The sequence below is a fragment of the Flavobacterium frigidum genome (genome assembly GCF_048286795.2).
Window position 1 is genome coordinate 25,509 of sequence record NZ_JBLVPT020000009.1, and the last position, 20,308, is coordinate 45,816.

The following is a 20,308-nucleotide window of genomic DNA, read 5'->3' on the forward strand; positions in this document are numbered from 1 at the left end:
CTATAAGTACTTAACTGGATTTGAATTTTCTTCTGATAAAATAACTGCAAAATTAAGGATTTTTTTCCGAAGATACTCAACAATATAATTTTTTGTATAGCGTTCACTTTCAAAATGTCCAATATCGGCTAATAGCAGTTGGTTTTCGGCTTCATAAAACTGATGATACTTCAAATCGGCAGTCAAATAAGCATCAGCTCCGGCTTGAATGGCGTTTTTTATGGCAAAACTTCCTGCTCCACCTAAAACAGCCACTTTTTTGATTTCCTTTCCTGTAAAGTTCGAATGACGAATGCCGTCACTTTGCATTTTTTCTTTTACGTAAAGTAGAAAATCTTTTTCCTTCATGGGGTTTTGTAATTCCCCGATCATTCCCAAACCAATATTCTGGTGTTTGTTTTCTAAATTATAGATTTCATAAGCCACTTCCTCATATAAATGACTTTTAAATAAAGCTTTTAGGATTTTATTTTCGAGATGCTTCTCAAAAGTGACCTCGATTTTAATCTCGTTAGCTTGCACAAACTCAAATCGTTCTCCTATTTCTGGATTACTCTGCTCGTTTCCACTGTAAGTTCCTGTTCCATATGAATTGAAACTGCAATTTTCATAATTCCCGATAGTTCCCGCTCCAGCATCAAACAAGGCATTGCGCACTGTTTCGGCATTTTCAGGAATCGTAAAGGTTACTAATTTTCGAATAAAATGTTCTTTCGGAATAAGGATTCGGGTGTTTATTAATCCAAGTGCGTCACTAAATATTTTATTTACACCTTCTTGATGATTGTCTAAAGCGGTGTGAACGGCATAAATGACAATATCATTTTTTATGGCTTTGATAATGGCGCGTTCGACATAGTTTTTCCCTGTTATTTTTTTTAAACCTGAAAATAATATGGGATGAAAGCAAACCACCAGATTACAATTTTTTGCAATCGCTTCGTCAATTATATTCTCTAATGCATCGTGACAAACTAAAATACCTGTCGCCTCTGATTCTTGATCTCCAACCAATAAACCCACATTGTCAAAGTCCTCAGCATAGGCGAGAGGTGCCATTTCTTCCAGTACAGTAATTATTTCTTTGATTTTCATTAGGCGGTTTATTGATGGTTTAAAGCGGCTTTTTCTACCAAACAAATTAACGAATAAACAAATCAACTTTAAAATAAAATATTCTACTTTCGTGAAATGAATTTACTGCGAAAATTACTGTTTCCAGTTGCCATTTTATATGGTTTGATCACGAGTATGCGGAATTTTTTTTTCGATACAGGGATTTTAAAATCGTACTCTTTTGATTTGCCTGTTATTGCTGTTGGGAATCTTAGCGTTGGTGGAACCGGAAAAACACCGCAAATCGAATATTTGATTCGGTTGCTATCAGATCAATATAAAGTAGCCACATTAAGCCGAGGTTATAAAAGACAATCTAAAGGTTTTATTTTGGCTCAAGCCAATACCAATGCAGAAATTCTGGGAGACGAACCTTTTCAGTTTTTTGAAAAATTCAAACAAATTCAGATAGCTGTTGATGCAGATAGAAAAAATGGAATAGAACAACTACTTTTGCAACCCGAAAAGCCAGAAGTGATATTACTCGATGATGCTTTTCAGCACCGAAAGGTTAAGGCAGGATTTTATATTTTACTGACTTCCTATGATGATTTGTATTCAGATGATTGGATACTACCCACTGGAAATTTACGTGAAAGTAGAAGTGGAGCTAAAAGGGCGAATGTAATTATTGTAACGAAGTGTCCTGCAGATCTTTCGATCGAGGAACAAAAAGAAATTAAAAGTCGATTAAAAATTGCATCAGATCAAGAAGTATACTTTACCTATATAACCTACGATACTTTTGTGTACAACGGAAAAAGTAAAAAGCAGGTATTTGAAATACAATCAGTTGCTAAAGTGCTGATTGCAGGAATTGCAAAACCAGAACCGTTTTTTGCCAATTTAAAAGATACAAATGATGTCTGTTTGTCTTTTCCAGACCATCATAATTTTAACGAAAAAGATATTTTAGAAATTAAAAATTTAGCTCAAAACAAAATTATTATAACTACTGAAAAAGATTATGTACGATTAAAAGGAAGATTGCCAAGTGAGCAACTTTTCTATTTACCGATACAAAGTGACTTTCTTTCAAGTCAAGATTTTGATGCAGTTGAAGAAACAAAAAAATTTAATAAAACAATTATAGAATATGTGGGAACAAGTACAAGAAACCGTTAACCAGATTAAGGAGAAAATCGATTTTACACCAGAATACGGTGTAATTTTAGGTTCAGGATTAGGGAATTTTACAGATGAAATGGAAGTGGCGTATACGTTACCGTATAATGAAATTATAAATTTTCCAGTTTCAACAGTTCAGGGACATAAAGGAGCATTGGTTTTTGGGACCATTGGAGATAAAAAAATAGTAGCAATGCAAGGCCGTTTTCATTTTTATGAAGGCTATTCGATGACTGAGGTGACTTTTCCGGTACGAGTAATGAAATTTTTAGGAATTGAAAAATTAGTGGTTTCTAATGCTTCTGGTGGTGTAAATCCTAATTATAAAGTGGGATCTATTGTTATGATTACAGACCACATCAATATGACTCCAGAACATCCTTTGCGTGGAAAAAATGATGAACGTTTTGGACCTCGATTTGTGAATATGAGTGAACCCTATTCGAGGAAAATGATTGCAAAAGCGACTGAAATTGCAAAAGACTTGAATATTGAAGTCCAAGAGGGAATATATTTAGGGTTGCAAGGACCTACTTTTGAAACTCTTGCAGAATACAAAATGGTTAAAATCCTAGGTGCAGATTGCGTGGGAATGTCAACTGTACCAGAAGTAATTGTAGCGCGTCACATGGACTTAGAAACCTTTGGGATTTCAGTAATTACTGATATGGGTGATGCAGAAAGTATAGGTACGATTTCACATGATGAAGTTCTTGAAGCTGCAAAAAATGCAGAACCTAAAGTAAGAAGCTTGATAAAGGAATTGATTTTAAACTACTAGGTTATATGTGCTCAGCAATAATCCTATAAAACTCATCGGGTATGAACGGTTTTGTAATCACATCGTTCATGCCAAATGACAATAATAAGTCACGATTTTCAAGCAATGAAATCGCAGTTAGTGCAATAATTGGTGTCTTACTATTAAAGCTCCGTATGGTTTCAGTTGCGATGGTGCCATTTATGCCAGGCAAGTGTACATCCATAAGTACTAGGTCAAATATTTTATTTTTTAATACATCAATTGCTTCCTCGCCATTGTCAATGATTTCACAAGTGATGCCTTTACTTAAGAGCATTTTCTTAGTAATCATCTGATTGATTTTATTATCCTCAACCACAAGAATCTTTTTATTCATTAATTTAGAAGCGTCATATTTTACAAGAGGTTTGTCTTCTAATTGTGATTCCTGCAGTGTACCTATTGGGAAATCTAACGAAAAGTAAAAGGAAGAACCTTCGCCTACAATACTCTTAAGTTGGATATTGCCTCCAAGAATTTTAATTAATTTTTTCACAATAGTTAAACCCAATCCTGTACCACCATATTTTCGATTTACTTCTATCGAGCCTTGAGAAAAGCTATCAAAAACTGTAGCTAATTTATCTTCAGGTATTCCAATACCAGTATCTGTTATTTCAAAATACAATGTGGCTTTTGAATTTTTTAATTGCTGTAGATTTGCGAAAACAGTAACCGATCCGTTTTTGGTAAATTTTAAAGCATTATTAATTAAATTCAGAATAATTTGAGATAATTTTGTGGGGTCGCCTATTAAATAATCAGGGATTTCGGGGTCGACTTCTAGACAAAAAGTATTGTTGTTAACAACTGCCAGCTCTTTTAAAGAATGTTTAATATCCTCTAATAATTTTTTGAGATTAAAAGTAGTGTATTCAATTTCGATAGTATCGGACTCAATTTTATTTATTTCCAAAATTTCGTTGATGAATTTCGTTAAATAATCCCCTGAAAACTTTAGGGAGGACAGATAATCCAATTGTGTTTCCTTTGGGTTTTCTTCTAATAATAAGTGAGTTATTCCGTTGATAGCGTTTAAAGGTGTCCTAAGCTCATGACTTACAGTTGATAAAAATTCAGACCTCGCTTTCGAGGCCTTTTCGGCTTTATCTTTGGCAATTTCTAGTTCTTGATTTTTGTCTTGTAATAACAAGTTAGATTTATTTCGAATGATGTTATTTCGGTATAAAGACAAGCTTAATAGGGATAATATTGATATCAAGGCTATTGCAAAAATACTTATTAACTTAGTGAATTTAGTGATCTTTTCTTGTTCTTTGTTCTGATAATTGATTTGTGCAATTTCTTTCAATTTCTCAGATTCCTTAAACTTTTGATAATCGTCGATACCCAATCTTTCATTATCTAAAATAGAAATACTTTCTTTTAAATTTAAATGTTGTTTTAAATAGAAGTAGGCATTGGTTTTGTCTAATGTTTTCTCATATACTTCGCTTAAGGCCAGTAAAATCTTTGATTTTTGTTCTGAGTTTTTTGTTTTATTGTTTAACTGTAATGCTTTATTGAGGTAGTTTATCGCTAGATTATTTCTGTTCCGGCTAGCTTCAATTATCCCAATTTGGTAGGAGGCTTCGCTTTTAGTGTTAATTGCAGCAGCCTTATTCGATTTGGCAAGTATCGTTTTAAAGGAAGCTAATGCTAAATCTATATTATTACTGGCCATGTATACTAACCCATTTTGAAGTTGTAATAATTCATCAGAATCAGTAATTCCTAATTTGGTATTTACAGATTTTGCTTTTTCAAAGTATGCCGCAGCTTGGTGGTATTTTTCTTTTTGCATGTAGCAAAGACCAAGATGATAATAATTGGCCGATTGCTGTGGACTTAGATCGAAATTAGAGGATAACATAACACTTTTTAAAAAAGCTTCTATGGCATCATCGTATTTTTTTAAATCTAAATAAATTTTTCCAAGGGTAAAAGTTTGCTGTGCTTGGACTTTAATATTTTTGTTTTTTGCAGCAAACCGGATAGCTTTTTGGCTATTAAATAAGGCCTCTTTGTAATTGTTCGATTGGATTTCGGTCTTACTTAAATTGCTATAGTATGTTGTGCTGTCAACTCTCTCATTGGGCTGAGCTTGTAATGATATATAAAAAACAACAATAAAAGTAAAAATATACTTCATGTTTAGCAACGTTTTTTATTAATATTATTTACGTTTTGGTAAGTAAAATTAAATCAATAATTCGTGAGGAATATCCAATTTCATTATCATACCATCCTACTACTTTTACCATTTTATCAATAACTGAAGTAAGCTGTGCATCAAATATACAAGAATTTTTGTTCCCAATTACATCAACAGATACAATAGGATCTTCTGTATAGTCTAAAATACCTTTAAGATTTGTCTGTGCAGCTGTTTTGAAAGCCGCATTAATCTCTTCTATTGATACTGTGCGTTTTACATTAAAAGTAATATCGGTCAGTGAGCCATCAGGAACAGGTACTCGTATCCCGCATCCACCAATTTTGCCTTCAAACTCAGGAAATATTTTTGTTAATGCTTTGGCAGCTCCTGTAGTTGTAGGAACGATCGATTGACTTGCTCCACGAGCGCGACGTAAATCTTTGTGCGGTTGATCGTGTAAACTTTGGTCTGTTGTGTAGGAGTGAATAGTTGTTATATAAGCCTGTTCAATTCCGCACAGATCGTTGATGACTTTAATCATTGGTGCAGCGTTATTGGTTGTACAACTTGCATTTGAAATAATGGTTTCACTTCCGTCTAAAATGCCTTCGTTTACTCCAAGGACAACAGTTTTTATACTGTCAACTTCAGATGGTGCTGAAAGAATTACTTTCTTGGCTCCAGCTGTAATGTGAGAATTCAATTCGTCAAAGGTTTTGTACTTGCCGGTTGATTCCACTACATAATCAATGTTTAAACTTTTCCAGTCTAAATTCGATATTTTTTTTTCATGAAAAAATAAAAAGTGTTTTCCGTCTACTATAATTCCTTTTTCGTCGTGGCTTGCCGTAAATGGTAAAACTCCATGTATACTGTCGTACTTAATTAAGTGCGCCATTGTTTTTTTATCTGCAATATCGTTTATGGCAACAACTTCGATGGTGGGGTGGTTTATTAGCAATCGGAATAAATTTCTACCGATTCTTCCAAAACCGTTTATGGCAATTCTTGTTTTCAAATGGATATGATTATTCGTTTATTCGTTTATTTGGTTAACCGATTAAACAAATAAACGAACAAACTATTTATAAAATGTGTTTTTGTGCTTTGTATGAAGAACGAACTAATGGGCCGCTTTCAACATGTCGGAAACCCAATTCTAAACCAAATTGCTCATATTTTGCAAATTGTTCAGGCGTAATAAATTCCTTCACGGGCAAGTGTTTTTTACTGGGTTGCAAATATTGACCGATAGTTACAATATCAACATTGGCGTCACGTAAATCTCTCATGGTTTGGTAGACTTCTGCCTCTAGTTCGCCAAGTCCAAGCATGATTCCTGACTTTGTTCTGTTGATTCCCTTTTCTTTCAAGTACCGCAACACTTCTAAGCTTCGATCGTATTTTGCTTGAATTCGTACTTCACGCGTTAATCGACGAACCGTTTCCATATTATGCGAAACTACTTCAGGGTTGGCCTCTACGATGCGATCTATATTTCTTTCGATGCCTTGAAAATCACCTATCAACGTTTCTAGGGTGGTGTTTGGGTTCATTCTACGAATGGCTTTCACGGTTTCTATCCAAATAATAGACCCGCCATCTTTCAAATCATCTCTGTCAACGCTTGTTACTACTGCATGTTTAATGTTCATGATTTTGATAGAACGCGCCACTTTTTCTGGTTCGTCCCAGTCAACAGTTTCGGGTCTTCCGGTTTTTACACCGCAAAATCCGCAAGAACGTGTACACACATTTCCTAATATCATAAAGGTTGCGGTTCCTTCGCCCCAGCATTCTCCCATGTTTGGGCAACTTCCTGAGGTGCAAATGGTATTCAAGTTGTATTTGTCTACTAAGCCACGAAGTTCTGTGTATTTCTGGCCTATTGGAAGTTTTACCTTCAACCATTTTGGTTTAGCTACGTTTAGTTCGCCTTTGCCCAGAGTTCCTTGCGGTAAAATATTTTCTAAAACAGTTTCCATATATCAATTTTCAAAGCACAAAGATAAGTAAAGTTGTTAAGAAATTAGATTTTAGAATTAGGATTTAAGAGCCTAAAGTAGAATTGTTTTAAGCTGTATTTACTAGACCAAGCCCGAAGGATGAGTTTAAATGTATCATTTGCTTTTGCTTTTGTTCCATCTGTAATACAGGGAGGCAGAGATGCTTATTAGGCTCATTAAAATAATATTTAACAACTAATCGTACTAGTAACTTTTGTAGCTTGCATGCTTAGCACGTTTTAATTCTGTTATTTTAGGTAGATTTTTATTTTTTTTGAAATATTAAAAAATGGTACATTTGAAATTTAAAAACAATAACTTATGAAAAATAAATCAATACTTATTGCAGCATTATTGGTGTTACTAGGGTTTTTTAAAGCCAATGCACAAATCAATTTTGGAGAAAGGGCATTGGGAGCCCTGCAAAAAGGAGCAGCAGGATTAATATTTAGTGATGCTGATGCAGCAGCTTTATCTAAAGCAGCTGTAGATAAAATGGACTCGGAACACATTATTGCTGGACTTAAAGATCCCTACACTTTGAGGCTCAATAAAGTTTTTGGTAAATATACTTCTGGAGATGGGTATACTCTAAATTACAAAGTGTATAAGTTAAATGAAGTTAATGCATTTGCGACTGCTGATGGTAGTGTACGTGTTTACAGTGGTTTGATGGATATAATGGATGACAATGAATTGCTTGCCGTCATTGGTCACGAGATTGGTCATGTAGCTAATCATGATTCTCGTGATGCCATTAAAGCTGCTTACAAAAAGGAAGCGCTTGTAGATGCAGTGGCTTCACAATCAAATAAAGTGGCGGCCATTACAGACAGTCAATTAGCTAAAATTGCTAGTGTAGTGATTGATAATAAGCACAGTAGAAAGCAAGAGTCAGAAGCGGATGAGTTCTCTTATAATTTTATGAAAAAAAACGGGTATAACGTGAATGCTGTTTCTTCTGCATTTTCTATTATAGCAAAAATGAGTGAAGGTGCTCAAGCTTCTTTTTTGGATAAAATGATGAGTTCGCATCCTGATCCTAAAGAAAGAGCAGAAATAGCTAGACAAAGAGCGGAAAATGATGGATTGTACAAACCATATGTGCAACAAACAAAAGGTACTGCTAAATCGAAAGCAGTTAAGCCAACAACAGCAAAAAAGAAAAAGTAAACCTTTTTTGAGATGGCAAAAAAAAAGCAGAATTTAAAAATTCTGCTTTTTTTATATCAATTTAACTGAACGGTGATGGGCAAGTTATACGCGGTTCGAACTGCTTTTCCATCAATCATTCCAGGGGCCCATTTTGTTTTTAAGGATTTTAATACTCTCACGGCCTCTTTCCCCAAGCCATAACCTGGATCTCTTTTTACTTGAATATCGGTCATGCTTCCGTCTCTTTCGATGACAAATGAAACATAAACCCGAATTGATCCAGTACCGTCTATTTCTTGTTTCTCAAAATTATTACCTACATAATTGTAGAATTTAGCAATGCCTCCAGGAAATTCTGGAAGTTTGTCGAGTGTTACACTGCTAACGATGGTATTGCCTAAATCAACAGGCGGTGATGTTGCAGTGCCATTGCCAGTGGATGTGGTAGGATTTAGACCCATTATTCCAGTCCCTTCAGAAGGAGTATTGGCTACCGCTGTATTATCTGTATTTTTTGCAATATCCTGATTAGCTTCAGCCGTTTTTACAATTTCTGGATTTACCAGAGCAGCACTTGTTATAGGAAGATCCACATTTTTAGTTTTTATCTCGGGTAGCGATTCTTTTGGTTGCAACTCATTCGGAATAATTTCTGTTAGTTGAATAACGGTATTTGTAAGTTCTGGTATTGTTATACTAGTTCCTTCATTGGGATTCATGTACGTCATGATCACAGGAATACTGAGTAATCCAGATAAAAGCAATACCCCCATAAACAATGCTGTTAATGCTGTTTTGGTACTTTCCATGCGTAGTTGATACGCTCCATATTCTTTGTTTCTGTCTTGAAAAACTAGATTAATCCAGCCGGTTTCATAAATGCTTAGTTTTGACATAGTGTATAGGATTTAGTGGTTAAGTACAATTAAATCATAAGCAAAAAGTGTTTTATTCTATAACGTGAGAAATAAGATTATTAGTGTATGAATTTAATAATTATTTTAGAATAATTATAATTTATACGCAACTAATTAACTATTAGGTTATTTAATTGTATGCAAAATTTATTTTTAACTGAATAATTGAAACAATACGTCTAATAAAGTATTTAAGTGATGGCATTGGGATAGAATCTAAATAATGTATTGAATAAAAATTCAGGTAAAATATCGCAACAAGTGTGGATTTTTGGTAAAAGAGAATCTTAAATGCTTAAGAATTAACTATCTTTTATTCTGAATAATTTCGGCTAGTAGTTTTTTGGCTCGAAGTAATTTAATTTTCACATTACTTAAAGGTTCCTCAATTTTATTGGCAATTTCCTGATAGCTTAATTCTTGGAAATAGCGCAACTGAATCACTTCTTGATAATGTGGTTTTAATTCTTTGATGAATTGGAGTAATCGGGAAAGATTTTGTTCCGTAATTAATTCATCCTCAGCAGATGGTGTAGTATCGGCTATATTGTAGGCTTGCCGATCCTGATCATCGGTTATTTCGATAAAAAGGCTAGATTTCTTTTTTCGCAATAAATCGATGTGAACATTTTTTGCAATAGCTATCAACCAAGTATTAAATTGGAATTCGGAGTTATAAGTTGCTATTTTATCGAAAGCTTTGGAGAAGGTTTCGATAGTTATATCTTCGGCATTAGTCTCGTTTTCAGTGCGTTTGAGCATAAAGCCATAGACTTCATTCCAATAATAATCCAATAGAAAAGTAAAGGCAACTTGGTCGCCTTGTTTTGCTTTCTCTATTTGTTTGTTTATTTCCAATGTACCGGTTTTGAGAATATATTTGCTATAAAGATATTGATTTGAGTTAAGATTAGGGCTATTTCAACTAGCGGGAACCAGAATTTAATATCATTTTCTTTTAGTTTACCTGCTGAAAATCCTACCACAATCCATGCCACTATATAGCGTAACGCAATTAAACTTAAAACTAATATCCATTGAAATTGGAATGCTAATAACACGATAGGCAGCAAAAGGAATAGCAATTGAGAACAATAAAACGTTCCTAATTGTAATTGATCAAGTGGTTTGTAATACTGTGCAGTAGCAACATGCCTTCTTTTTTGTATTAACCAATCAGTGTAGGATGTTTTTGGTTTAGAAAGTGTAAAGCTTTCCGTTGCATAAGCAATGGTAGTATTTTTACCATTTGCAGCTTGGTTTATAAATAAATCATCATCTCCAGAACGAACCTGCATGTGTTCTATAAATCCATTTACATTGAAAAACTCGTCTTTTTTATAGGCTAAATTTCTACCTACACCCATGTACGGATGTCCTATTTTTGCCCATGAAAAATATTGAACTGCCGTTAATAAAGTTTCATAACGAATGATTTTATTCAGAAACGAATTCGGTATTTTTTCATATTTGCCATAACCCAAAACAATTGTTTTTTGCATCGTAAATTGCGAACTCATAGCGGTTATCCAATCCTTTGATGTAGGGTAACAATCGGCGTCAGTAAATAATAAGTACTCTTTTTTGGCCGCTTTTATGCCTAAAGTAAGTGCGTATTTTTTATTTCCCCAAAAGGCTTCATTGTTCTGTACTTTTACCAAACGAATATTGGAATATTGCTTTTCAAAATCTTCAAAAACATCTAAAGTAGCATCACTAGAGGCATCATCAATGAGCACGATTTCATAATCAGGATAGTTTTGCTCCGCAAGTAACGGAATAAAATTAAGTACATTATCTTCTTCATTTTTAGCACAAACAATTACCGAAATCGGGATTTTTTTTGGCGTAATTTGTTGCACTTTCGCAAAAGCAAATTTACAAAAAACCCCCAAGTAATATGAAATTTGAACAACAACAATAAAGATAAAAAAGTATAGAATTAATATAAGCATTTTGCGTTTGGTGAGTTTGTAATCTTCTATTTTAAGACGAGTGCAAAGGTAGGGATAGAATTGTAAATTGTAATTAGAATATGTGAATTTTGAAATAATTTATCTTAGGCATTTTTTCATTTCGTTTGCAACCGTAATAGACTGATTATCAAGCGTTTTTTCTAGTTCCGAAATAATATTCTTGTAATTTTTGTCATCACGGTTTTGAGACATTTTTTTTGTAGCTTGAATTGCAGTTATTTCAATTTCAAATGCTACAATTCCGCGACTTTGCATCATGGTTTTTTTGGATAAATCTTCTACTCGAATAGGATTTTGTGAATTTTTCTCATACTTATCAACTAGCTTTTTTAAGGATTCGATGACGGCTTCTCTTTCAATAATTTTGATTTTTCCATACACATGAACGGCAATATAATTCCATGTTGGTACATTTTCATGATCGTACCACGAGGATGAAATATAACTGTGAGGTCCTGAAAATACTGCTAAAACTTCATCGTTATTTCGTAACCCTTCAGCTTGTGGATTTTCAGCGGAAATATGGCCGTACAAAATATCGTAACCCTCTGTAGTAGTTTCTAGTTCTAACGGTATATGTGTGGCGCACAATTTTCCGTTTGTTTGATTGATTAAAATGCCAAAGCTATTTTCAAGAAGAAATTTTTTGATTTCTTCTTGATTTTCATTTTTGTAGATTTCTGGAGTGTACATCTTTAATTTAAAAATTAGGATTTATAAGTTTTGAAATACTATTTTGGTATCGACAATCTGAAATTAATATATAACTCCGATTTTTTTTAAACTGAAAACTGCGACTGAACACTGCCAGCTGAAATCTAAATCACATTAACCTCGGCCTCAATATGAATACCAAAAGTTTTGAAAACGGTCTCTTGAATATCCCTTGAAACATTCAAAATTTCTTGTCCTGTTGCAGCGCCATAGTTTACTAAAACCAAAGCCTGATTTTTGTGTATTCCGGCGTCACCAAAACGCTTTCCTTTAAAACCAGTTTGTTCTATAAGCCATCCTGCAGGAACTTTTACTTCGGTTTCCGAAATGTCAAAGTATTTCATTTCAGGAAATTGCTGGTGTATTTTTTCGAAATCTGATTTTAATAAAATTGGATTTTTAAAAAAACTACCACTGTTTCCCAATTCTTTAGGATCTGGCAATTTACTTTGACGTATACTAATCACGGCATTACTGACGTCCTTTAATGTTGGATTCGAGATGTTATTTTTCGCTAGTTCTCCCGAAATATCTCCATAAGAAGTGTTGATTTTATGATTGATTTTTGTTAATTTAAAAACAACCGATGTGATGATGTATTGATTTTTTGCTTCGTTTTTAAAAACGCTTTCTCGGTATCCAAAATGGCATTCGTTTTTTGTGAACGTTTTCATATCCAGACTTTCTATTGCCATTGCCTCGCAGGAAACAAAAGTGTCTTTTATTTCGGTTCCGTAAGCACCAATGTTTTGGACTGGCGTAGTTCCCACATTTCCTGGAATGAGTGACATGTTTTCTAAACCGCCAAAATTTTGATCGATAGTCCACAGTACAAATTCATGCCAACTTTCGCCAGCCTGACTTTCGACCCAAACAAAATCTTCGTTTTCTTCAATTATTCTCTTTCCTTTCAAATCGATATGAATCACTAATGCATCAATGTCTTTGGTCAAAAGCATGTTACTTCCACCACCTAAAATAAATTTTTGTTGCGCTTTGTTTTCCTGTAAAATCGTTTTCAAATCGTTTACAGAATGAACAGCAACGAATTGTTTTGCTTTGGCTTCAATGCCAAAAGTATTGTGTTTTTTTAAAGAGAAATTAGGTACTATTTCCATAAAAGAGAGGGCTTTTTTGAATTGTTCTGTGCTGCGCCAAAAGTAAGCATTAAAATTTAGTTGCATAGGTTTTCATCCAGATATGCATCATAAACAGAGGCATAATATAGGGTGTCATCTGTGTGTCACCGTGCTGTAATTTACGTACCAATTTTTGAATGTTGATGTGTTCAAAATAAGGTATTTGAAATAAATCACTTTTCGAGAAAGAATCTAATTCGTCTTTAAAAGCAGGACTTTTTGTGAGGTAATCACCCCAAGGTGCGCTCAATCCTACTTTTCTGAATTTTAAAATTTCATCTGGCAAACGGTCTTGCATGGCGTTTCTTAGGATGAATTTTCCTTTTATTCCTGTAAAAAGTAATTTATCCTCTAATGAACCTAATCCAACAATTAACCTCGGGTCCAAGAATGGTTCTCTACATTCTATCGATGCGCCCATGGTACAACGATCATTCCTGTCTAAAAGGGAGCATAAATAAGTATGTTGGTCAAAGTAAAGTGCTTGTCGCCGAAGATTATTTGGATACAATGATTTTGCTTCTTCGTATATTTTTTTTCGGTATTCGTTTGTGGGTGTTTCTTCTATCCCAAAAGTGGTTGCAATATCCTTAGGGTAAATATTCGAACCATTAAATAAAACGAGATCTGATTTTTTTTGAATTTGAGCAAAACGCAACAGTTTATTGTGCAGTGGTTTTTTTACAAACAAATCGAAATTGCAAAGTAGGGTAATCACATGTAGAAGAGATGGATGTTGTAAGGCTTTGTAGCGCGTATAACCGCCCATCAACTCATCGGCACCTTCACCAGAAAGTAACACTTTTACAGCAGGTTTTGCCATTTGTGAAAGCGCTAAAAGATGCGGCTCACTTAAATGCATGACGGGCTCATCCTGAAAATAAGTAGCATTTATTAATTGGTCATAAAGATTTTTGTCTTCTAATTGCATGGTTTTAAATCCATAATTGAATTTCTCTGCCATCATTTTAGCCAAATGTGCTTCGTTGTGTTCTTTCTCTCTAAAACCAATATTAAAGGTTTGTATATCTTTGTATTTTTGATGGTGCAATGAAGCCAATATCGAGGAGGAGTCCAGTCCGCCGCTGAGCATAACACCTACAGGAACCTCGCTCACCATTCGCATTTTTACAGAATCATCAAACGTTTCTCGAAACCATTCTACCGGATTTTTTATTTTAGGTTGGTTTTGAATTTCTGTTTTAAGATCCCACCATTTTTCTGCGGTGGTTTTTCCATCTTCGTGAATGGTCATGACGTGTCCGGGTAATACTTTTTTTACGTTTTGATATAGCGTGTTTTCTCCAGCAACAAATCGGTTAAAAATATACTCTTCCAGTCCATCTTGCGCCATTTTGAGTGGAACTCCAGCCGTGAAAAGTGCTTTTTGTTCGGAGGCAAAATAAAATGTTTCGTTGTGAAAAGAATAGTACAAAGGCTTGACACCCATTCTATCCCGAACAAGAGTTAGCTTTTTTTCTAATTTATCCCAAATAGCAACCGCAAACATACCGTTGAGGCGGTTGAGCATTTTTACACCATGCAATTGAAATAATTTCATTAAAACTTCGGTATCCGAAGTGGTTTTAATATCAAATCCACTACTTTTTAACTCGGGATAAAATTCTTTAAAATTGTAGATTTCACCATTGTAAGTCATCACATACCGACCGTTTTCGGAGAGAAAAGGTTGGTGTCCTGATGATGAAATATCTAAAATTGAAAGTCGTCTGTGGCCAAATCCAATGTTTTTTTCTATAAAAATCCCTTTGTCGTCTGGTCCGCGATGCTCTAGAGAATCTCGCATTTTTGTTAAAATACGTTCATCAACTTTTTTCTGGGTTTGTAAATGTAAAATTCCATTAATGCCACACATAGTTAATTGGGGCTATTGGTGTTAATTAATTGGTGGTATATGTTGGCAATAACTTTCATATTTATGGAGTAATCAGCATTTTTTTCTAAAAATAATCGATTGTTTGCTACAGCTTGTTTGCGGTATTTTTCGTTTTCAAAGGCCCAAATTAGTTCTTCTGCAAGCATCTCAAAATCGTCAACTGTAACTAATTGTCCGTTTTTGCGGTGTGTAATCCAACTTTGATTTCCCAAAATATCGGTTACAATTGGGTAGCAATTAGTAGCCATTGCTTCAAATAAAGAAGCCGAAACTCCTTCAGTGATGGGCATACTAATGTAAATATTAGATTCTTGTAACAGTTTTGGTAATTCAGTATTTGGAATTCTTCCTGTAAAGTTTACTTTATTTTCGATGTCTAAATCTTTTGCTAAATCTTTTAATTTAGAAAGTTGTGTTCCGTCCCCTATTATGGTAAGTACGAAATCAATTCCTTTTTGGTTTAAAATGGCAAATGATTTTAAGATAATATCATGGCGGTATTCTGATAATAGAGAGCGCGTGATAATGGCACAAATTTTTTCAGGATTGGCGGTGTTTTGATTGTTAAATTTAACCAGATCAATTCCTTTTGGTAAAACCAAAACTTTATTCATATCTACATTGGCATCTGCCATTGAAATGGTCATTACCGGTCCCCAAGCATGAATTAAATCTGCTTTTTTGAACGCATAGTATTGCAGCAATTTTTTTAACGGTAATGAAATCGATTTTTCAGGCCATAAATCAGTTATGCCTTGTTGTGCAATGGCAACTGGTTTTACGCCAGATAATGCTGCAAGAAAACCATAACTGGTTGTTCGTTCTGCAATTACCATATCTGGTCTTTGTGCTTTTATTATTTTCCTGATTTTAAAAATAGCCAATTTAAATTCGAAAATCCTTAAAATTCGGTTATGAATGCAATTACTTGGCGTTTTTAATTCCCAAGTAACAATTTCAAAACCACCAAATTCCTTAAGGCCATCCATCCAAGTGATGGCGTCGGCCCTGTCGTTTTCTCCTAGAAAGAGTATTTTCTTTTTTACCATCAGTGTAAACTATTATTAATCAGACGTTAACGCTCTGTTGATAAAGTCATTTAGCGGTTTTAAAAGGATTAATTTTTTACTTACAGTAGTAACGAAATCTTTTGTTCCAGCTGTTGAAAAATTAATTTTCTGAGAGGACTCAAAGCTTTTTAATTTTAATAAATCGATAGCGGGATGTTCTTTTTCGTAGCCTCTTGGCGGATTTTTTAGCGTATTTTTTTCATCTCGATCAAAGTCATTGAACTCTTTTTTAAACTCTTTCTCGTTTAGAATTGCTTCCAAATCTTCGTGGAAATAAGCAATTTCCTTGCGCATTTTTTTTAAATCATTGGCTTCAGGACAATACAAGCCACCAGCTATAAAGCTGGATCCATTTTCTAAATGAATGTAATACCCCGAGCGATTCAAGCCTTTTGCCCCAGAGGAAAGCCAAATGCCTAAATGCGATTTATATAGAGTCTTGTCCTTAGAAAACCGAATGTCACGATTGATTCTAAAGGTACAATTTTTTACTTCGAGCATTTCCAATGAAGGATCTAGAGGTTTCATGGCATCCAATAAATCAGCTACTAAGAGTTGGTAATCTTTCTTGAAAGCTTCGTAGCGTTTTTTATTATCCAAAAACCAATCGCGATTGTTATTGGCTTTTAAGTCATCTAAAAATTGTAGTGTATCTTTTGAAAGCATAGTTGGCCTATTGTAGTTGTTTTTTTAAATCTGCTTCGCTAATAAATCCAGAATGTTTCCATGTTACTGTTGCATGGTCATATAATAATAAGGTAGGCAGTTCACTGATTTTTAAGGCTGCCATAACGGTTTTGTTTTTGTCGGCATCCAGTCGAATGATTACTATTTCCTCACCTAAATCTTTTTGCATCTGTAAAATGTAAGGTGTCATTATTTTGCATGGTGCGCACCATTCTGCATAAAAATTAATTAAGACTTTTTTATCAGATTGTAACAGCTTATCATATTCTGGAAGGGAAAGCCCTATTTTTTTGTTACTGGGTTTAGAAAGACCTGCAGCCTCCCATTTTAGTATGCCACCTTCTAGCTGATAGATGCTTGTAAAGCCTAATTCATTTAGTTTTTCAGCTGCTTTTTGGCTTCTTCCGCCGCTTTTACAATATACAAAAACGGGTACTGATTTGTCCATTTTTTCTACATCGGAAATAAAAGTACTTCCAAGCCAATTTATATTTTTGGCATTTTCAATATGGTCAGAAGTGAATTCGTCAGGAGTTCGCACATCCAGAATTTGTTGTTTTGGTGTTATTGAAATTTTTTCTGCAAAGGCTTTTGCATCAATTGTTTTGATTGCCTCCGAATTTTGTCCTTGGCAGGAAAAAACCACAAAAAGTAAGATTGCTAAGCATATAGAAGGGAATTTCATTGTAGTGATGTTTAAAATTGAATACGCTAAATTAGGTAATTTTTCAATTTTTTGAATGTAATGAGGTACTAAATAAAAGTTATAAATTAAAAATTTTATACGTCTGATGCGTCGATTTTACAATAGCTTCTGTACGTTCTGGATGGGTATCTGAAATAAAAAGTTGCCCAAAAGTATCGCTGTTGACCATTTCGATAATTTTTGCCACCCGACTTTCATCTAATTTATCAAAGATGTCATCAAAAAGTAAAATGGGTTTTACTCCACTTTGTTTTTTTAGAAACTCAAATTGAGCCAGTTTCAAGGCGATTAGAAACGATTTTTGCTGTCCTTGGGAGCCAAATTTTTTAATTGGATGTTGATCAATTTCAAATGCTAAATCGTCTTTGTGAATTCCTACACTTGTGTAATGTAAAGCTCTGTCTTTATTAATGTTTTCCTGTAATAAAGTCAATAAGTCTTTTTCGTATAAATGACTTTCATATACCAATTGAACCGTTTCTTGTGAACCCGTTATAGCTTGATGATGCGCGTTGAAAATAGGGATAAACTGACCGATAAATTCTTTCCTTTTTTCGAAAATATAGTCTCCAAAACCGTTAAGTTGCTCATTATATATAGAGAGTGTATCGGTATCAAAAACATGATTCAATACAAAATATTTCAATAAAGCATTGCGTTGGCTCATTACTTTTTGATATTGAATGAGTTGCTGTAAATAATGGGAATCCAGTTGGGAAATCACGCTGTCCATGAATTTTCTTCTGGTTTCGCTTCCTTCCACGATTAAATCCCTGTCAGCAGGAGAAATGATAACTAAAGGAATAAAGCCAATGTGATCAGAGAACTTGTCGTAAGCCTTGCCGTTGCGTTTCAAGATTTTTTTTTGCCCCTTTTTTAAACTGCAAAGAATTTGTTCATTTCTTTCGTTTTTTTCGAATTCAGCATCAATTACAAAGAATTCTTCACCGTGTTTAATATTTTGAACCGCTAGCGGATTGAAATAACTTTTCCCGTAAGATAAATGGTATATGGCATCTAGCACATTTGTTTTTCCAATTCCATTTTTGCCCACAAAACAATTTATCTTACTGTCAAAATCAAAATTTGCTTCTGAAAAATTCTTGTAATTGAATAATGAAATTTTTTTTAGATACATGGAAAAAGCTTACTGTTATGGGGAACTTTGATATTATTTGAGGACTTTTTCAAAGCGGGTGCAAATTATTGAAAAATATCCATATAAAGTACTTTTCTATTTTTTCTATGAAAATTATTTTGGCTTGGCCCAGAAAGATTGTTTGGCTATATTTTTTTTTAATATTAAAGCATATTTTTTGCGTGGGTTTGAATAAAAATTTTATTTTTGCGACTCACTAAATTAAAATAAATGGCTACTTATAATAAAAGAGGATATAAAACACCAAAAGAAAAAGAGGTAAACGAAGGAGTTGAAGCAGTAATCATTGACGATAAAGACAGCACGACAGCTGAAGTTTTTTCTAAATTAGATGAAACAGCTTCAAGAACTGAGGATTGGGTTGCTAAAAATCAAAAAGTGATTATTGGTTTAGTTGCTGCTGCTGCAATTTTTACAATTGGATATTTAGGATACCAGAGATTTGTTGCGGCTCCTCAACAAGAGGAAGCAGCTAATGAAATGTTTGTAGCACAACAAAATTTCCAAAAAGCAACTGATGGCGTAGCAAGTGACTCTTTGTATAAGTTATCGCTTAATGGTTCAGAAGGTAAATTTGGATTCTTAAAAATTGCCGATGAATATTCTGGTACAGATGCAGGAAATTTAGCTAATTATTATGCTGGAATTGCTTATTTGAACACAGGGAAATATAATGAAGCAATTGATTATTTAAGTAAATTTAAATCAGATGATATTGTTTTAAGCGCTTTGGCAAAAGGAGCTATAGGAGATGCATATTCTCAAAAAAATCAACCTCAAGAAGCTTTAGAGAATTATGTAAAAGCGGCTGAGTCTAATAAAAATGATTTTACAACACCACGTTTTCTATTAAAAGCTGGAAAAGTAGCTTTAGCTTTAGGGAACAAAGCGGATGCATTAAAATATTTCACAGACATTAAAGACAATTTTGAAGGAACTCCAGAGGCTGCTTCAGTTGATGTTTTGATAGGATTAGCACAATAGTAAACAATGATACAAGATTGGTGATTTAAGATTGGATATTTTTGATTTCAAAATACTATCTTTAAGATCTGAAATCAAAATTCTATAATCAAAATACTAAAAGCAAATGGCTACCGAAAATAAAAACTTATCCGATTACGATAAAAATTCAATCCCAAACGCAAAAAATTTTCGCTTTGGGATTGTTGTTTCAGAATGGAATGATTCCATAACAGAAGGTCTGTTTAAAGGCGCCTTTGAAGCCCTTTTAGAAAACCAAGTTCCTGCTCAGCATATTATTCGTTGGAATGTTCCGGGAAGTTTTGAGTTGATTTACGGTTCCAAGAAAATGTTGCAAACACAAAACGTAGATGCTGTAATCGCTATTGGATGCGTCATTCAAGGGCAAACCAAACATTTTGATTTTGTGTGTGAAGGCGTAGCGCAAGGCATAAAAGACTTGAATGTTCAAACGGATATTCCAGTTATTTTTTGTGTCTTAACAGATAATACCATGCAACAATCTATTGATAGAAGTGGAGGAATTCATGGAAATAAAGGAACTGAGGCCGCAATTGCCGCTATAAAAATGGCTTATATTCGTCAACAAGCTTCTTTGTCTCATCAAGTTGATAATCAACACTTACTGTCTGCTGGTGCACTCCAGTTGGATGAGGGTGGACCTTTAGAATTGAAAGAATAGTTTTAAACATAC

Annotated in this window: 19 protein-coding genes; 5 read left to right on the forward strand and 14 right to left on the reverse strand. The window is 34.0% G+C overall.

Translation table 11 applies throughout. The annotated features are described in order from the left end of the window. Positions 1-1,095 carry a Nif3-like dinuclear metal center hexameric protein gene (locus tag ACNQGB_RS10300; protein ID WP_417945702.1) on the reverse strand — a complete coding sequence of 365 codons (1,095 nt, stop codon included), beginning with the start codon at positions 1,093-1,095 and terminating at the stop codon, positions 1-3. A gap of 96 nt (positions 1,096-1,191) precedes the next feature. Here ACNQGB_RS10300 and lpxK point away from each other — a divergent pair, with 96 nt between their 5' ends. Next, complete coding sequence (gene lpxK / locus ACNQGB_RS10305; protein ID WP_417945700.1) at positions 1,192-2,241, forward strand: tetraacyldisaccharide 4'-kinase; 1,050 nt, start codon at positions 1,192-1,194, stop codon at positions 2,239-2,241. After that, a complete protein-coding gene (locus ACNQGB_RS10310; RefSeq protein WP_417945698.1) occupies positions 2,213-3,025 on the forward strand; it encodes a purine-nucleoside phosphorylase in 813 nt (270 codons plus the stop codon). The genes lpxK and ACNQGB_RS10310 overlap by 29 nt, the downstream gene beginning before the upstream one ends. A gap of 1 nt (position 3,026) precedes the next feature. Here ACNQGB_RS10310 and ACNQGB_RS10315 read toward each other — a convergent pair whose 3' ends face one another. From ACNQGB_RS10315 to lipA, 3 genes are all read right to left on the reverse strand, one after another. Next, positions 3,027-5,198 carry a tetratricopeptide repeat-containing hybrid sensor histidine kinase/response regulator gene (locus ACNQGB_RS10315; RefSeq protein WP_417945696.1) on the reverse strand — a complete coding sequence of 724 codons (2,172 nt, stop codon included), beginning with the start codon at positions 5,196-5,198 and terminating at the stop codon, positions 3,027-3,029. A 28-nt stretch (positions 5,199-5,226) separates the two neighbouring features. Then, a complete protein-coding gene (gap, locus tag ACNQGB_RS10320; RefSeq protein ID WP_417945694.1) occupies positions 5,227-6,222 on the reverse strand; it encodes a type I glyceraldehyde-3-phosphate dehydrogenase in 996 nt (331 codons plus the stop codon). 67 nt (positions 6,223-6,289) lie between these two features. Then, positions 6,290-7,189, reverse strand: coding sequence for a lipoyl synthase (lipA, locus tag ACNQGB_RS10325; protein WP_417945692.1), 900 nt, complete (start codon positions 7,187-7,189; stop codon positions 6,290-6,292). Between the two features lie 342 nt (positions 7,190-7,531). Between lipA and ACNQGB_RS10330 the strand changes: the two genes are divergently transcribed. Then, entirely contained in the window at positions 7,532-8,383 is an 852-nt protein-coding gene (locus tag ACNQGB_RS10330; protein WP_417945690.1) for a M48 family metalloprotease, read from the forward strand. Positions 8,384-8,439: 56 nt separating this feature from the next. Here the strand turns inward: ACNQGB_RS10330 and ACNQGB_RS10335 are convergent, their stop codons facing one another. The 10 genes from ACNQGB_RS10335 to recF all read right to left on the reverse strand — a co-directional run bounded on the left by ACNQGB_RS10335 (position 8,440) and on the right by recF (position 18,609). Beyond that, positions 8,440-9,261, reverse strand: coding sequence for an energy transducer TonB (locus tag ACNQGB_RS10335; RefSeq protein ID WP_417945688.1), 822 nt, complete (start codon positions 9,259-9,261; stop codon positions 8,440-8,442). 327 nt (positions 9,262-9,588) lie between these two features. Continuing rightward, positions 9,589-10,140 carry an RNA polymerase sigma factor gene (locus ACNQGB_RS10340; RefSeq protein ID WP_309756908.1) on the reverse strand — a complete coding sequence of 184 codons (552 nt, stop codon included), beginning with the start codon at positions 10,138-10,140 and terminating at the stop codon, positions 9,589-9,591. Continuing rightward, a complete protein-coding gene (locus tag ACNQGB_RS10345; protein WP_417945686.1) occupies positions 10,131-11,237 on the reverse strand; it encodes a glycosyltransferase in 1,107 nt (368 codons plus the stop codon). The genes ACNQGB_RS10340 and ACNQGB_RS10345 overlap by 10 nt, the downstream gene beginning before the upstream one ends. A 99-nt stretch (positions 11,238-11,336) precedes the next feature. Further along, the gene (locus ACNQGB_RS10350; protein ID WP_417945684.1) at positions 11,337-11,951 is read right to left on the reverse strand and encodes an FMN-binding negative transcriptional regulator; all 615 of its coding nucleotides are present in this window, start codon (positions 11,949-11,951) and stop codon (positions 11,337-11,339) included. A gap of 125 nt (positions 11,952-12,076) precedes the next feature. Beyond that, entirely contained in the window at positions 12,077-13,090 is a 1,014-nt protein-coding gene (gene murB, locus ACNQGB_RS10355; RefSeq protein ID WP_417945682.1) for a UDP-N-acetylmuramate dehydrogenase, read from the reverse strand. A 49-nt stretch (positions 13,091-13,139) separates the two neighbouring features. Further along, entirely contained in the window at positions 13,140-14,987 is a 1,848-nt protein-coding gene (asnB, locus tag ACNQGB_RS10360) for an asparagine synthase (glutamine-hydrolyzing) (RefSeq protein ID WP_472777110.1), read from the reverse strand. A gap of 2 nt (positions 14,988-14,989) precedes the next feature. Beyond that, the gene (locus tag ACNQGB_RS10365) at positions 14,990-16,057 is read right to left on the reverse strand and encodes a glycosyltransferase (RefSeq protein ID WP_417944074.1); all 1,068 of its coding nucleotides are present in this window, start codon (positions 16,055-16,057) and stop codon (positions 14,990-14,992) included. A gap of 15 nt (positions 16,058-16,072) precedes the next feature. Beyond that, positions 16,073-16,744, reverse strand: coding sequence for a DUF2461 domain-containing protein (locus ACNQGB_RS10370; RefSeq protein ID WP_417944075.1), 672 nt, complete (start codon positions 16,742-16,744; stop codon positions 16,073-16,075). 7 nt (positions 16,745-16,751) lie between these two features. After that, on the reverse strand, positions 16,752-17,450 hold the full coding sequence (locus ACNQGB_RS10375) for a thioredoxin domain-containing protein (protein ID WP_417944076.1): 699 nt from the start codon (positions 17,448-17,450) through the stop codon (positions 16,752-16,754). 79 nt (positions 17,451-17,529) lie between these two features. Beyond that, complete coding sequence (recF, locus tag ACNQGB_RS10380) at positions 17,530-18,609, reverse strand: DNA replication/repair protein RecF (RefSeq protein ID WP_417944077.1); 1,080 nt, start codon at positions 18,607-18,609, stop codon at positions 17,530-17,532. A 231-nt stretch (positions 18,610-18,840) separates the two neighbouring features. Between recF and ACNQGB_RS10385 the strand changes: the two genes are divergently transcribed. Next, entirely contained in the window at positions 18,841-19,614 is a 774-nt protein-coding gene (locus ACNQGB_RS10385; protein WP_417944078.1) for a tetratricopeptide repeat protein, read from the forward strand. A gap of 106 nt (positions 19,615-19,720) precedes the next feature. Beyond that, complete coding sequence (ribH, locus tag ACNQGB_RS10390; RefSeq protein ID WP_417944079.1) at positions 19,721-20,296, forward strand: 6,7-dimethyl-8-ribityllumazine synthase; 576 nt, start codon at positions 19,721-19,723, stop codon at positions 20,294-20,296. Positions 20,297-20,308 lie beyond the last annotated feature (12 nt).

Excerpts from the sequence above, each read along its gene's own strand:
- ACNQGB_RS10375 (WP_417944076.1), bottom strand. The coding sequence starts at position 17,450 with ATGAAATTCCCTTCTATATGCTTAGCAATCTTACTTTTTGTGGTTTTT.
- lpxK (WP_417945700.1), top strand. The coding sequence starts at position 1,192 with ATGAATTTACTGCGAAAATTACTGTTTCCAGTTGCCATTTTATATGGT.
- ACNQGB_RS10330 (WP_417945690.1), top strand. The coding sequence starts at position 7,532 with ATGAAAAATAAATCAATACTTATTGCAGCATTATTGGTGTTACTAGGG.
- ACNQGB_RS10300 (WP_417945702.1), bottom strand. The coding sequence starts at position 1,095 with ATGAAAATCAAAGAAATAATTACTGTACTGGAAGAAATGGCACCTCTC.
- ACNQGB_RS10335 (WP_417945688.1), bottom strand. The coding sequence starts at position 9,261 with ATGTCAAAACTAAGCATTTATGAAACCGGCTGGATTAATCTAGTTTTT.
- asnB (WP_472777110.1), bottom strand. The coding sequence starts at position 14,987 with ATGTGTGGCATTAATGGAATTTTACATTTACAAACCCAGAAAAAAGTT.
- ACNQGB_RS10345 (WP_417945686.1), bottom strand. The coding sequence starts at position 11,237 with ATGCTTATATTAATTCTATACTTTTTTATCTTTATTGTTGTTGTTCAA.
- ACNQGB_RS10350 (WP_417945684.1), bottom strand. The coding sequence starts at position 11,951 with ATGTACACTCCAGAAATCTACAAAAATGAAAATCAAGAAGAAATCAAA.
- murB (WP_417945682.1), bottom strand. The coding sequence starts at position 13,090 with ATGGAAATAGTACCTAATTTCTCTTTAAAAAAACACAATACTTTTGGC.
- ACNQGB_RS10310 (WP_417945698.1), top strand. The coding sequence starts at position 2,213 with ATGTGGGAACAAGTACAAGAAACCGTTAACCAGATTAAGGAGAAAATC.
- ribH (WP_417944079.1), top strand. The coding sequence starts at position 19,721 with ATGGCTACCGAAAATAAAAACTTATCCGATTACGATAAAAATTCAATC.
- recF (WP_417944077.1), bottom strand. The coding sequence starts at position 18,609 with ATGTATCTAAAAAAAATTTCATTATTCAATTACAAGAATTTTTCAGAA.
- ACNQGB_RS10315 (WP_417945696.1), bottom strand. The coding sequence starts at position 5,198 with ATGAAGTATATTTTTACTTTTATTGTTGTTTTTTATATATCATTACAA.
- ACNQGB_RS10370 (WP_417944075.1), bottom strand. The coding sequence starts at position 16,744 with ATGCTTTCAAAAGATACACTACAATTTTTAGATGACTTAAAAGCCAAT.
- lipA (WP_417945692.1), bottom strand. The coding sequence starts at position 7,189 with ATGGAAACTGTTTTAGAAAATATTTTACCGCAAGGAACTCTGGGCAAA.
- ACNQGB_RS10365 (WP_417944074.1), bottom strand. The coding sequence starts at position 16,057 with ATGGTAAAAAAGAAAATACTCTTTCTAGGAGAAAACGACAGGGCCGAC.
- ACNQGB_RS10385 (WP_417944078.1), top strand. The coding sequence starts at position 18,841 with ATGGCTACTTATAATAAAAGAGGATATAAAACACCAAAAGAAAAAGAG.